The 12,777-nt window shown below is 47.7% G+C and carries 13 protein-coding genes; 10 read left to right on the plus strand and 3 right to left on the minus strand.

The window, feature by feature from the left end:
* Positions 1 to 52: 52 nt before the first annotated feature.
* Positions 53 to 265 carry a regulatory protein SipA gene (gene sipA / locus A8707_RS11435; RefSeq protein WP_068817054.1) on the plus strand — a complete coding sequence of 71 codons (213 nt, stop codon included), beginning with the start codon at positions 53 to 55 and terminating at the stop codon, positions 263 to 265.
* Here sipA and A8707_RS11440 read toward each other — a convergent pair.
* On the minus strand, positions 262 to 1,647 hold the full coding sequence (locus A8707_RS11440) for a sensor histidine kinase (RefSeq protein WP_231948023.1): 1,386 nt from the start codon (positions 1,645 to 1,647) through the stop codon (positions 262 to 264). The genes sipA and A8707_RS11440 overlap by 4 nt on opposite strands.
* Before the next feature lie 145 nt (positions 1,648 to 1,792).
* Here A8707_RS11440 and A8707_RS11445 point away from each other — a divergent pair, with 145 nt between their 5' ends.
* The 6 genes from A8707_RS11445 (at position 1,793) to A8707_RS11470 (ending at position 8,068) form a co-directional block, all read left to right on the plus strand.
* On the plus strand, positions 1,793 to 3,418 hold the full coding sequence (locus A8707_RS11445; protein ID WP_068817057.1) for a cyclic peptide export ABC transporter: 1,626 nt from the start codon (positions 1,793 to 1,795) through the stop codon (positions 3,416 to 3,418).
* A gap of 97 nt (positions 3,419 to 3,515) precedes the next feature.
* Positions 3,516 to 3,938: a Spy/CpxP family protein refolding chaperone gene (locus tag A8707_RS11450; protein ID WP_156518494.1), complete on the plus strand. Its 423-nt coding sequence runs from the start codon at positions 3,516 to 3,518 to the stop codon at positions 3,936 to 3,938.
* A gap of 595 nt (positions 3,939 to 4,533) precedes the next feature.
* Complete coding sequence (gene bchL / locus A8707_RS11455; protein ID WP_068817061.1) at positions 4,534 to 5,394, plus strand: ferredoxin:protochlorophyllide reductase (ATP-dependent) iron-sulfur ATP-binding protein; 861 nt, start codon at positions 4,534 to 4,536, stop codon at positions 5,392 to 5,394.
* A gap of 88 nt (positions 5,395 to 5,482) precedes the next feature.
* On the plus strand, positions 5,483 to 5,872 hold the full coding sequence (locus A8707_RS11460; protein ID WP_068817063.1) for a DUF5331 domain-containing protein: 390 nt from the start codon (positions 5,483 to 5,485) through the stop codon (positions 5,870 to 5,872).
* A 58-nt stretch (positions 5,873 to 5,930) separates the two neighbouring features.
* Positions 5,931 to 7,331: a ferredoxin:protochlorophyllide reductase (ATP-dependent) subunit N gene (locus A8707_RS11465; protein ID WP_068817065.1), complete on the plus strand. Its 1,401-nt coding sequence runs from the start codon at positions 5,931 to 5,933 to the stop codon at positions 7,329 to 7,331.
* Positions 7,332 to 7,435: 104 nt separating this feature from the next.
* Positions 7,436 to 8,068: a Vat family streptogramin A O-acetyltransferase gene (locus A8707_RS11470; RefSeq protein WP_074382500.1), complete on the plus strand. Its 633-nt coding sequence runs from the start codon at positions 7,436 to 7,438 to the stop codon at positions 8,066 to 8,068.
* Between the two features lie 152 nt (positions 8,069 to 8,220).
* Here the strand turns inward: A8707_RS11470 and A8707_RS11475 are convergent, their stop codons facing one another.
* Both A8707_RS11475 and A8707_RS11480 read right to left on the minus strand, forming a co-directional pair.
* The gene (locus tag A8707_RS11475) at positions 8,221 to 9,612 is read right to left on the minus strand and encodes a nucleotidyltransferase (protein ID WP_068817069.1); all 1,392 of its coding nucleotides are present in this window, start codon (positions 9,610 to 9,612) and stop codon (positions 8,221 to 8,223) included.
* A gap of 19 nt (positions 9,613 to 9,631) precedes the next feature.
* Positions 9,632 to 9,961: a type II toxin-antitoxin system PemK/MazF family toxin gene (locus A8707_RS11480; protein WP_068817071.1), complete on the minus strand. Its 330-nt coding sequence runs from the start codon at positions 9,959 to 9,961 to the stop codon at positions 9,632 to 9,634.
* A gap of 846 nt (positions 9,962 to 10,807) precedes the next feature.
* On the opposite strand from A8707_RS11480, the gene A8707_RS11490 reads away from it, so the two are divergent.
* The 3 genes from A8707_RS11490 (at position 10,808) to A8707_RS11500 (ending at position 12,704) form a co-directional block, all read left to right on the plus strand.
* Positions 10,808 to 11,179, plus strand: a complete 372-nt coding sequence (locus A8707_RS11490) for a hypothetical protein (RefSeq protein ID WP_156518496.1) — start codon at positions 10,808 to 10,810, stop codon at positions 11,177 to 11,179.
* A gap of 210 nt (positions 11,180 to 11,389) precedes the next feature.
* Positions 11,390 to 11,938, plus strand: a complete 549-nt coding sequence (locus A8707_RS11495; protein ID WP_068817077.1) for a hypothetical protein — start codon at positions 11,390 to 11,392, stop codon at positions 11,936 to 11,938.
* A gap of 79 nt (positions 11,939 to 12,017) precedes the next feature.
* Positions 12,018 to 12,704 (plus strand): N-acetylmannosamine-6-phosphate 2-epimerase, encoded by a 687-nt coding sequence (locus tag A8707_RS11500; protein WP_068817079.1) that lies wholly within the window; start codon positions 12,018 to 12,020, stop codon positions 12,702 to 12,704.
* Positions 12,705 to 12,777 lie beyond the last annotated feature (73 nt).

The following is a 12,777-nucleotide window of genomic DNA, read 5'->3' on the forward strand; positions in this document are numbered from 1 at the left end:
AACCGAACTGTTACAGTTGTTCGCAATTGACGACTGCGATTAAGATTGACAGATGCCTAAAGAATTTGCGATCGGTTCCAAAGTCCGCGTGGTTGCACTGCCGCCCTATGTGAAAACGGCTGACCCGATGCCGATGTTGCGCCCTCCCGACGTGATTCACATTGGCGAAGAAGGAATTGTGCTCGATCGTCGTCCCGGTGGCTATTGGGGCGTGCGGTTTGCTAAAGGCTCATTCCTGCTCGATGACGAATATTTAGAGAGTTAAGCAACAGGCAGCAAAATCTCAAACTCTGTGCTGGTTGGCTCCTGGGTACCCGTGCCACAAGCATGAATGCGAGAAAACACCCTGAACTTTCCGCCGTGTCTGGCAGTGATGATGCGATAGCTAGTCGTGAGGCTGGTTTCTTTGGCAAAAGGCTGATCATTCGCAAACGCCTCAATTAGTTGGTGTTGAGTCTCTGATGTGATGCCACCATTGTCAGAGATGCGAATCGAAACCCAACGAGTGTCACTCTCGCGTAATGTACACAGATCCGTTGTAACCGTAATGCGAGGACGAATCTTAGAGGAACGATCGCGCGTTGACTCCGAGCTAAGACGATCGCCGACTGCCTGATTGAGCAACCCATCGATCGAGCGGCTGAGAAGGTTCATAAACACCTGACTCAGTTGCCCAACAAAGCAGGGAACAGGCGGCAGTTGACCGTAGTGTTTAACAATCTCAATCTCGCTGCTCATGCGGCTCTTGAGCAGCAGCAGCACGCCGTTGAGACACTCATTCAAATCGGCGGGTTTGGGATACACTTCGTCGATGTGACAGAAGTTTTGGAGACCGTTGACCAGCTTAGATAAGCGTTCTGCACCCGTTTTGATGCTGTCTAGGGTTTTTGGGAGATCGTCGCGCAGATAGTCAAGCTCGATCGCGTTCTGAATGTGGGCGATTTCAGGAGTCGGCTGCGGTAGAGCTTTTTGGTAAGCAGCCACCAGTGCTAATAGATTTTGACTATAGTCAGACACATGACTGAGGTTGCCCCAGATAAAACTGACTGGATCTAAAATCTCGTGAGCGACTCCATCGACCAAACGCCCCAAGCTTGCCATTTTCTCACTTTGCAGCATTTGCAACTGAAGCCGCTCATATCTCACCTGCGTCTCAATGCCGCGAATCTGCCAGTAAGCGATGTTGAGCGTGTGAACGTCGAGCAGGTGATAACCTGACGAATGTTGAACCACGATCGGGTCTGCCAAACATTCGGGCGATCGTTGCAATGCCTGCTGTGCCGCGCTCAAAATGGATGTGGTGTTTGCCAACATCAGCCAAGATTTGGGCGCATAGCTTGACAAAACCTGCAGCGGCAGACTTAGAAATAACTCCACGCCGTGAGGACGCAGCAAATACTCCAGCAATTGCTGCCGCGAAATCATGCCGACAAACCGCTCTTGCTCGACGAATATCACTCCCGGCAGCAGAGGATGTTGCTCAAACACCCGCGCCATTTCAATTCCTAAGCAGCTCAAATCTGCCTGAAACTGATAGAGAGGCAGCTCTTGCAGGGTAGATTCAAGGGTTAACGCTTGAGTGCTTCCTTCTAAGAGAATGGGCGGCATCAGGCTCAAGTGAGCGTCATTGACGGGTTTGGAAAACACAAAGGCACTTGTCTAGATTGCAATTGTCAGACTTTAGATTGCCCAAATTTGCCCGTGTTTGCTCATAATACAGAGAGGTTTCGGGCTTTAGGTCTCAAAGCTATCCCTGACTCCTGTTTCCTGTTCCCTGTTCCCTGTCCCTCGAATGAAATTACTTTCTTTTCTACTCCAGTCTTCGCGCGGCATGGTGGCGATCGCGATTCTCACAGGGTTTATTAGTGGGGGCAGCAGTGCGGCTCTGATTGCGCTGGCGAGTCGAGCCATTGGAGGGGGTGCGGTAAGCGCGATCGCAGGCATCTTTATCACGCTAGCGGTGGTCTCGTTGGTGACGAGTGTGATCTCGCAGGTGGCGCTGGTGCAGTTGTCGCAGAATGCAGTTTTTAATTTGCGATTGGGGCTAAGTCGGCAAATTCTCTCTTCAGAGTTGAGCCATTTAGAACAGTTGGGTAGCGCTCGCACTCTAGCGACGCTGACTGAGGATGTGAATGCGGTTGCCAGTGCAGTCGCCCTTTTTCCTTATTTGTGTATTGATTTGGCGACGATCGTCGGGTCGTTTGCCTATATCTGCTGGCTCTCGTGGCAAGGATTTGCAATGGTGATGGGACTGTTTGCGTTAGCCGTAATCACCACGCAGTTGCTGCTCAAACGGGGTTATCAATTTCTAAGGCTGGCTCGTGACGATCAAGACCAGTTGTTTAAGCACTTTCGCACCATCACCGACGGCATTAAAGAACTCAAGCTGCACTACGATCGTCGCCAAGCCTTCTTATCCGATGACCTGGAAGCCGCTTCTGCCCGGTATCGTCGCCACAATGTCAGTGCGTTGATTTTGTTTTCGATGGCGAGTAGCTGGGGTCGGCTGATCTTTTTCTTTGCGATCGGGTTTGTGCTGTTTGCGTTGCCTCAAGTGTTGGCTGTCCCGTTGCAGACGCTTTCGGGTTACGTCCTGATTTTCACTTATGCAACGTTGCCCTTAGAGAAACTCGTCGCAAAGTTGCCTGTGCTGAGTCAAGCGAGTGTCTCTCTCGAAAAAATTGACCTATTGGGGTTGTCGCTTCGCAGTCGATCGGAGTCTAGCAGCGTTCCGGCGGCGATCGATCCTCACTGGCAGCGCTTAGAGTTTCGAGACGTTGCCCATCACTATTACAGACCGGGAGAAGAGAGTAATTTTGTTTTAGGTCCGATTAATCTTGCCTTTCGTCCAGGCGAATTGGTGTTTATTGTCGGAGGGAATGGCAGTGGCAAGTCTACGCTGTCGAAGCTGATGACGGGACTTTACATTCCTGATGCGGGTGAAATTTGGTTAGACGGACAGATGATTACATCAGAAAATCGAGAATGGTATCGGCAACACTTTTCTGCGATTTACGCCGATTTCTATTTGTTCGATCGGCTTCTCGGCATCAACAATCCAGATTTGGATTCTCAGGCTCAGGCGTATCTCAAACAACTGCACCTCGATCATAAAGTCACCATTACCAACGGCAGACTTTCGACTACAGAACTTTCTCAAGGACAGCGCAAACGGTTAAGTCTTCTCACCGCCTATTTAGAAGACCGTCCCATTTATTTATTTGACGAATGGGCATCTGATCAAGATCCCGCGTTTCGAGAGCTTTTTTACACTGAGTTTTTGCCGAAACTAAAACACCAGGGAAAAACCATTTTTGTGATTAGTCACGACGATCATTATTTTCACGTTGCCGATCGGATGATCAAACTCGACTATGGTGCGATCGAATATGACAAGTCAGCCCTCGATCGGCAGTAAACTTTGTCAGATTGAATTGAACCTTCTCGATCGAGCCGCTGTCTAATCTTCAAAGCTACTCAGTTGGCTTGTTGACACTCTAGGAATCTCAATCTCCATGAAAAAACTTTCTCTATTACTACCCGGCGCGATCGCGCTATTGCTCTCGGCGGCTCCTGTTTTGGTGGCTCATGCTCAGTCGACACCGACTGCACCGACGAGTCAGAGAATGCAGAAGCAGAATCGACTCAATTTGACCGACGCTCAAAAAGCGAGCCTCAAGACCATTCGCGACAGCACTCGCCAGCAAGTTGAAGGCGTTCTCACCTCTGAGCAGCGAGCAAAACTTCAAGCCGATCGCGGTCAAGGCATGAAGCGGGGTCAAAACTGGAAGTCTCTCAATTTGACCGACGACCAAAAAGCCAGAATCAAGGCGATCAGACAAGCGTCTCGTGCTCAAATGGATGGCGTGTTGACTCCAGAGCAGCGCAGCCAAATGCAGCAATACAAGAGCCAGCGCCGCGCTAAACCCGCTCAATAGCAGACAAACTCTATAAACTCTTTAGGCACCTCGAAAGGTGCCTTTTTTGTTGGGAGAAGTGTCTCACTCGAAAAGTTTCACCATTCTTAATAAAGAAGTTGGTTGGCTCGATCGCTGCTCCTTCTCTCCAACCTAACCACCCAGCAAATCGAGGGTCAATCGCTATCAATCTCTAGAATCCACTGCTTTTAAACAGATTCGATCGAGAATTCAAGCCGATCGAACCCCTTGGTTCAGGAGATTGAACACTAAATACGAGGACTCGCACAGAATTGAAGTTCTATCTTGGTTTGTCTATTGTTCTTATTTTTATAAAAACTGGACTATAAAAGCTTCTAAACACCTTCAATTTCAGTTGATAGCGATTCTGGCTACCTCAACCTGCTTTAGCTACTTATCTCAATTTTTCTCATCGTTTTACTACCCAACTCATTTAAAACACCTCTTCCAATCGTCTGCAACATGGTCAATAATGCAGTCAGAGACGAGAGACATAGGGCTGGCTTCGATCGGAAGTCATAGAAACCAAGGCTGATCGCCTGTTTTAAGCTCCCAACGCTCACCCCTTTTGAGAAAAGATTAGGAGAAACAATTAGTGAAACTTGCAGTTTACGGAAAAGGTGGAATCGGTAAATCGACCACCAGTTGCAACATCTCCGTTGCCCTGGCGCGGCGCGGTAAAAAGGTTCTGCAAATCGGCTGTGACCCCAAGCACGACAGCACATTTACCCTCACGGGCTTCCTGATTCCGACGATTATCGACACGCTGCAAGAAAAAGACTATCACTACGAAGATGTCTGGCCCGAAGACGTGATCTACAAGGGCTATGGTGGTGTTGACTGCGTAGAAGCAGGCGGACCTCCGGCTGGGGCAGGCTGCGGCGGCTATGTCGTGGGCGAAACCGTCAAGCTGCTCAAAGAACTGAATGCCTTCGACGAATATGACGTGATTCTATTCGACGTGTTGGGCGACGTAGTGTGCGGTGGGTTTGCTGCCCCGCTCAACTATGCTGACTATTGCCTAATCGTCACAGACAACGGCTTTGATGCCCTGTTTGCCGCCAATCGGATTGCTGCCTCCGTGCGTGAAAAAGCCCGGACTCACCCGCTCCGTTTAGCAGGTCTGATCGGCAACCGCACCTCTAAGCGCGACTTGATCGATAAATATATCGATACCGTGCCGATGCCTGTGTTAGAAGTGCTGCCTCTGATTGAAGACATCCGCGTCTCTCGTGTCAAAGGCAAAACCCTGTTTGAGATGGCAGAAACAGATCCGTCATTGAACTACGTCTGCGATTACTATCTCAACATTGCAGACCAGATTTTAGCGAATCCCGAAGGAGTTGTGCCCAACGACTCGCCCGATCGTGAGTTGTTCTCGCTGTTGTCTGATTTCTATCTCAACCCGACACCTCCCAAAGCTGAGGGCGAAAAAGTCGATCTGATGATGGTCTAAAGAGAGTTGTGAGTTTCGAGGGTTGAGTGCTGAGTTGTTAGAAGATAGTTTAGAACTCAAAATTCAGCCCTTAACACTCAGGTAACTTGTGAATATTGAGAACCTCCGTCAATCGCTTAAAGACAAGTGGCTAGACTATTATCGAGACAACCGCCCCTGGCTAGCTCGTCTAGCGGTCTGGGTCAACTGCAACGGGCAGAGACGACCCTCTTCGAGCTTTATTTTGGCAACCCTTTCTGTCTTAGAGCCAGAATTGACTGTCATTCTGCCTTTAGTCGTCGATCTCAACAGCAGCCCCGATCGCATCGTAATCGCGTTGGGTCTAAACTTTAACCCCGATCGTGCCCTCGACTCACTTAACAAAATCGATGAAGAGGTCAAACTGCTCCCCGCCGGGTCTAAACCAGTGATTCCTGGCTCTGCCAGCCGCGTCTATGCCAAACGAGACGAAGACTGTGGAGGGTCAGGTCGCAAATAGTCTTGGTCTCACGTTCGATTTCTTCTAATCCTTGATCCCTGAGAGGACTATTCATCCCATGACTCTTGCCGATACTCAACCTCAAGCGCTAAATTTTGAGTGCGAAACGGGCAACTATCATACGTTTTGCCCGATTAGCTGCGTCGCGTGGCTCTACCAAAAAATTGAAGATAGTTTCTTTCTGGTCATTGGCACCAAAACCTGTGGCTATTTTCTGCAAAACGCAATGGGTGTGATGATCTTCGCCGAACCCCGCTATGCAATGGCGGAACTCGAAGAAGGCGATATCTCTGCTCAACTCAACGACTATGAAGAACTGAAGCGGCTGTGTACGCAGATTAAGCGCGATCGCAACCCCAGCGTCATTGTCTGGATTGGCACCTGCACGACCGAGATCATCAAAATGGACTTGGAAGGGCTGGCACCTAAACTAGAAGCCGAATTGGGGATTCCGATCGTCACGGCTCGCGCCAACGGGTTAGACTACGCATTCACTCAGGGCGAAGACACCGTTTTAGCTGCAATGGTGCAGCGTTGCCCCGATAAACCCGTGGGCGAAGTCGAGAAAGAAGAGCGCAACTCAATCTCCAAACTGCTGAACTTTGGACGCAAAAAAGAAGAAGTTGCGGTTACAGAATCCGAATATGCCAAGCACACGCCGCTCGTGCTATTTGGATCTCTGCCCGATCCCGTGGTGACTCAACTAACGCTAGAACTCAAAAAGCAGGGCATCAAAGTGTCGGGTTGGTTGCCTTCAAAGCGCTATACCGAACTGCCTGTGATTGAAGAAGGCTATTTTGTATCGGGCATCAACCCGTTCTTATCGCGAACGGCAACAACGTTAATGCGTCGTCGTAAAACTAAATTGATTGGGGCACCGTTCCCGATCGGACCCGATGGCACCCGCGCTTGGATTGAGAAACTCTGCTCTGCGCTCGGCGTTGAGCCAAAAGGACTCGCCGAACGGGAAGCACAAATTTGGGAAAGCGTCGAAGACTATGTGAAACTGCTGCGCGGCAAGTCAGTCTTCTTTATGGGCGACAACCTGCTCGAAATCTCTCTAGCTCGATTCCTGATTCGCTGCGGCATGACCTGTCCCGAAATCGGCATTCCTTATATGGACAAGCGCTATCAAGCCGCCGAACTAGAACTGTTGTCCAAAACTTGTAGAGAAATGGGCGTGCCGACTCCCACGATCGTCGAGAAGCCCGACAACTACAACCAGATTCAGCGCATCTACGCCCAAGATATTGACCTCGTAATCACGGGGATGGCTCACGCAAATCCTCTAGAAGCACGGGGCATCAATACCAAGTGGTCGGTGGAGTTTACCTTTGCTCAGATTCACGGCTTTACGAATGCTCGTGACGTTTTAGAGTTAGTAACTCGTCCGCTGCGCCGCAACAATTCTCTCAAAGACCTCGGCTGGGGCAAATTGGTGAAAGATGCAAAAGTTTAATTGAGAGGTCATTAATTCTTCAGGGGTGCGGCAACGTGCCCCTTTTTTTGGCACAATCAATGACATTAAAAGAGCTAAAGTATTGCTGAGAACTGGAGGTTACTTTGTACGGAGCCAACCCAGACGATAAGCATCCGATGAAGGGATTTCCACAAATCTGCTTTATAAAAAACACAGTATCAAATCCCAATATCATCATTGGAGATTACACCTATTATGATGATCCTGAAGATTCAGAAGACTTTGAGCGCAATGTCCTCTATCACTTTCCATTTATTGGCGATCGGCTAATTATTGGAAAGTTTTGTGCTTTGGCAAGAGGCGTAACGTTCATCATGAACGGGGCAAATCACAAGTTAGATGGTTTTTCAACTTATCCATTTCAAATCTTCGGCAGTAGCTGGGAAAAAGTGACTCCTCATGCTGGGAAACTTCCTTATAAAGGCGATACAGTCATTGGAAATGATGTATGGATTGGCTACGAAGTGGTGATTATGCCAGGGGTGAAAGTCGGTGACGGAGCCATCATTGCGGCAAAATCTGTGGTGGTCAATGATGTTGCTCCCTATACGATTTTTGGAGGCAATCCAGCTAAGTGTATTCGGCAACGATTTGATGATGAAGTGATTCGATCGTTGCTTCAAGTTGCCTGGTGGAATTGGGATATCGAGAAGATTACGCGCAACCTAGAAAAAATCGTAGCAGCAGATATTGAAGCTCTGATAAGCTGCAAATAGTTGAGCAATGGAGTACAAAAACTCCTTGCAGTACCTCTCAACGTAAGCTAACGCTCCCAATCAGCGGCGACAGAGATGACTGAAACGTAGCGCGAAGAACTTTGCTCGTCCGCTGCATTGGGATTGTTGGGCTACGTTGTAGATACTGCTAATTACCTAATTCTAGTGCGGTTGTCATCTTCAAAACTTAGAGTTGTGTACTCTGCTTCCGAGCATACTGTTATGTCAAGCTGTGAGGCTCGTTCTTCAAACACTTGATGGATGCTCTCTAATGCTGAGGAGATCAATTCTTGACCTGTTTCAATTGGATAAACCAGGATGAGATCGATATCGTTGTAAAGTTCTCGTCTCAAATATGAGCCAAATATATACACTTGAAAACGTGGAGGGACTGAGGCTTTATTAAGCAGAGATTTTGAAAAACTAATACGACTGGATCTTTCAGCTTGTAAGAGATAGTTCAAGAACTCATCGCCATCTTTACGGATGGCACCCATGAACTTACTAATTGTGAATAAACCAATCTTATGAGCGATGCAGAGAGCTTTGGCTTCTCGCGTGTAAGCTCCACTGGGGTTGGAGCAGATGATGACATCAACTGCTGGATCAATCCCCATGATCTGGTCAAATGTATATTCAGTGAAGAAATAAGTGTTTGTCGCAAAGACTCGAAGATTGCGTCCATCCTTCAACTCAACGTCGAACATAGCTATATTGAGCTTTTCCATTCGAGTAATAAAAGAATGGGTTGCCAAAAAATCTTCAATATATTTTGAGATAGTCGCCGTTCTGAATTCAATTTCCTCTTGGTAGTTAATCTCTCTGTTTTCTACAGGCAGACCAAGCCTCTGCTTGATGAAGTCATCAAATTCTCTTGGAAATAGCTTATAGTCATTGACCTTTTTCTCCAGCAGGCAGTTATCTCGAAAAGAATCAGCATGAAGCTTATAACCCATCATTTGTCTATAAACTTCCCACGGATAAGGAAAGTTCCTTTTGTTAGCCTCAATTAGTCCAACAATTCTTTGGTTATTTGGAAGAATTGTGTCAAGGCATCGTCGTCGCCAGATAGTTATTGCATCGCCAGAACCACCCTGTAATACCTTCTTCGAGAAAGGACCGTACTCTTCAAAAATAAATCTGTTCTCGGTCAAAAGCTCATTAACTTGCTCAAGCAGTTCTCTTTCATTATGAATTTGAGGAAAAGCAAAGAGTGAATTTATTTTCGTCTCATGAGCCGTCTCCCACGCCTGCATTCGCTCAACGGAAAATTTATTCTCTAGCTCATCAACAACCTTATGGCATTCCAGGCAAAGCATTATCAAATTGTCTATGCCATCCTTATCAATGTAATCGGCTAATTCATGCTCACTTCGAGGTCCGCTCTTACCATGACCAATAATGTGAGCTACGTTTGCAAGACTGACTACATCATCCTCAACCTCCGCAAAGAGATACTTATTGCAACTCGGATTTTGACAGAAGCCACCACACTGTGCCCAGAGCTTACGAGCAATATTTGTTGCGATGCTTTTGCGGCTCATGTTGGCAATATAGCTCAGATTACAATCCTAACCAGCCTTGCAAAGACTGCTCAAGTTGTTGGGCATCAATATCAATTAACTGACCAAGTACTTTTATTACCAGACTTTCATGCACTGTGTAAATGCCTCTTTTAACCGCAGTAGATACATTCAAGCCTACTCCTGCCCATTCAGATAGAATAAATTCTCCCTTCAGCAATGAACTTGTCTTGCTTGTTAAGGGAGTAATCATAATGTCTTGAGATGGGTGCGATGTACTCACAATAACAGCAGGTCTTACTTTTGAACTCGACAGATCTGAGAAGGGATAGCGTACCAAGATAACATCATGCTTGGAGTAGCTCGGCATATACATCATCCTCGGTGTTATCCCAGGCTGCATCAAGCGATACCTGGCTAGCTCGCGACCAAAACTCATCTTCGTCGTCAGGTAGGAGTGTTACCAACACCCTCACTCCTTCTGACAGTTCTGCTGATTCCAACAGCTCAATTTTGCCCTGTCGAACTGTAGCCCAAAGCGTTCTTAACATATCCACGGTATGAAACTACGCTTCTAATTTTACAGCGTAATTTTGGTTTGTGCGATCGCTTCACTGACACTCTTAAATCAACGCTGTCTTACACAGCTCAACCTCTGACATCAAACGACAGTTTTGGTATACAGCCCTCACAATGTGAAGCAGCCCAACTTCTTTTTAGAGAGAAACTTTCCGCATATCCATCCCAAAACGGGTGGATCGGCAGAACCCTTCCGTCTATCACGCTCAATCGGATGGATCGACGGAAACTTTCTGTATATTACACCGACCCAGATGGATCGGCAGAACCTTTTCACCTATCTCCAGCGACTTACGGGGACTTCTTAAGCATTAGCAAGCACAGGGCTATTGTTGAATGCGCGATCGCACTTCCCCAACTCAAAAATTCAGCCTTCCAAAAAGCAATAAACTCCTGTAGAATACTTCGCAGTGATGGAGTTATGCCCCGGAAATCTGATCGCCAAATCAGACTCCGAGGACTTCCATCCCTAGTTAGCGTTAGTAACTCAGGAGGCGTTCATGATTGTACACCGTCAGCTTTGCTATGGGATCTTGGAAGGCTGGAATCAAGATCCTGCATACGTTTTTTACCCACACGAAATATCTGAGACATCAGTGTTTTTGTCCTCTTTGAATTAATCGAGAGGACAAAAACTATGGGAGTTAGGACGATCGTACCTAGCTCGATTTCGTTTACCGTTGAGTTGCGTTGCTCAACGGAACGGCGTTATCGAGTTAGCGTTACATTGGATTTACAAGAGCGTTATATCTTTATGTCTTCTGGCATTATCCCAAACATTAGTGATGCGATTGAAGACTTTGTTTCACAACTAAGTGAGATAGCGTCTAATCAACTAGCATTCCTTAAATGGGATGGCACGAGTGATTTAACGACTGAATATCAGATCGTTCGAGTGTTGCCGGGATATCAAATTGAGCGTTCTTTAGCGAAGTTCAATATCGTGATCGGCAATGGTTCACTGATTCACCTGGAGGAACTGCACGACAAAATAATCATTCAACTCTAGGACGTTAGGGAGTCGGTGATTAACTGGGTGAAGTTCTTTACCTGGCTGGTTTACGCGGCTCCCTAACATCAACTAAGAAGGTCGATCGCTACTTAGAAATTAAATGTGCCCAGACTTTTTAGGCACGATCGAGCCTAAAGGGGATGACGATCGACAAATAAAAACCATAGAATAGCAGAACACACGTTCTACTCAAGGAAGGAGTTCGTCATGCAAACCATCTCCGAAACTGCCCAACTGCTCACCGCCCTCGCTCAACAAAATCAACTTTTAAGTCAAATTCTCGACCAACTCAAGCAGCCCAAACTTGGACTCGTCGAAACCCCCAGCACTTTGTGGATTTACGCCAACCGCTCTAATAATTGCCCGTGGTACACCATTCGAGACGGAGAAGTGTCACCCGTTCAGCAGTCTGCGCTCACAGGCTATCTCGAAGAACTCAAATTTGAGAAAGTCGAGCGGCGTGGTAAAGAAGTGATCAAACTTCAGGCATTTATCAAGGGCGATCGTCCCTATTGCGTCGAGTCGGGCTATGATTCTCACTTCTCAAAAGGGCTGCTGTCATCGGTCGCGATGTTGACCCCGCAGCAGCTTCGGATGCCGATCACGATCGCGCCTCAACCCGGCAGTGACGAAAGCGTCCTGTTTTGTCGGATGTTTGTCGGATCAGAATTGGTGAGAAGCAGCTACGACGAGCAAACCGACTGGAGAGCGATTAGTCAATCTGCGTTAGGCAACGTCAAGGCAGCAAAAAGCTGATCAGCTTCTCTCAATCAGGATTCGGAGCCAGAGATTCTCTAGCCTGGTATCATGCCTGTGCGGAGAATAGAGTTTTAGCATGACTGATTTTGCTCAAGTAATTCGGAGTTTGCGAGGGCTAGTGGTCTCGTGTCAGGCTCCGGTAGACTCACCATTGCACGAGCCAGCCGTGATCGCAGCAATGGCACAAGCCGCCGTCAATCAAGGAGCCGCCGGAGTCAGAATCGATACGCCACCCCATGTAGCCGCCGCCCGATCGCGCCTCGATAAGCCAATCATTGGGCTATGGAAGCAGCAGATTCCAGGGTTTGACGTTTATATTACGCCGCAGTTTCACCACGCGACGAAGATTGCTCAAGCGGGGGCTGATGTTATCGCGATCGATGCCACGCTGCGTAATCGTCCTGATAAATTAACCGTTGCTGATCTGATTGCACAAATTCACACCGATTTAAACAAGCCTGTGATGGCAGATGTCGATTCGTTGGAGGCAGCGATCGCGGCAGTTGAAGCAGGAGCCGATTGTGTCGGAACAACGCTCTACGGCTATACGGCTGATACTCAACACCTTTCGCCACCAGGGTTTGACCTGCTGACTCAAATGGTGACAACCCTAACCGTTCCGGTGATTTGTGAAGGGGGAATCGCGTCTCCAGACATGGCGCGTCGAGCGATCGAGTTGGGTGCAAGCACCGTCGTCGTCGGCACCGCAATTACGGGCATTGATTTGCAGGTAATCGCTTATCAATCTGCGATCGGTGCTTAAGCTTAACTTTATCCATGCAGATTAAAGTTGGCGTTGCTGAATTAATGTATGAATTTCCAGATTGACCCTCACC

Origin of the sequence: Phormidesmis priestleyi BC1401 (genome assembly GCF_001650195.1) — a bacterium.
In the GTDB taxonomy this organism is placed as follows: Bacteria; Cyanobacteriota; Cyanobacteriia; order Leptolyngbyales; family Leptolyngbyaceae; genus Phormidesmis_A; species Phormidesmis_A priestleyi_B.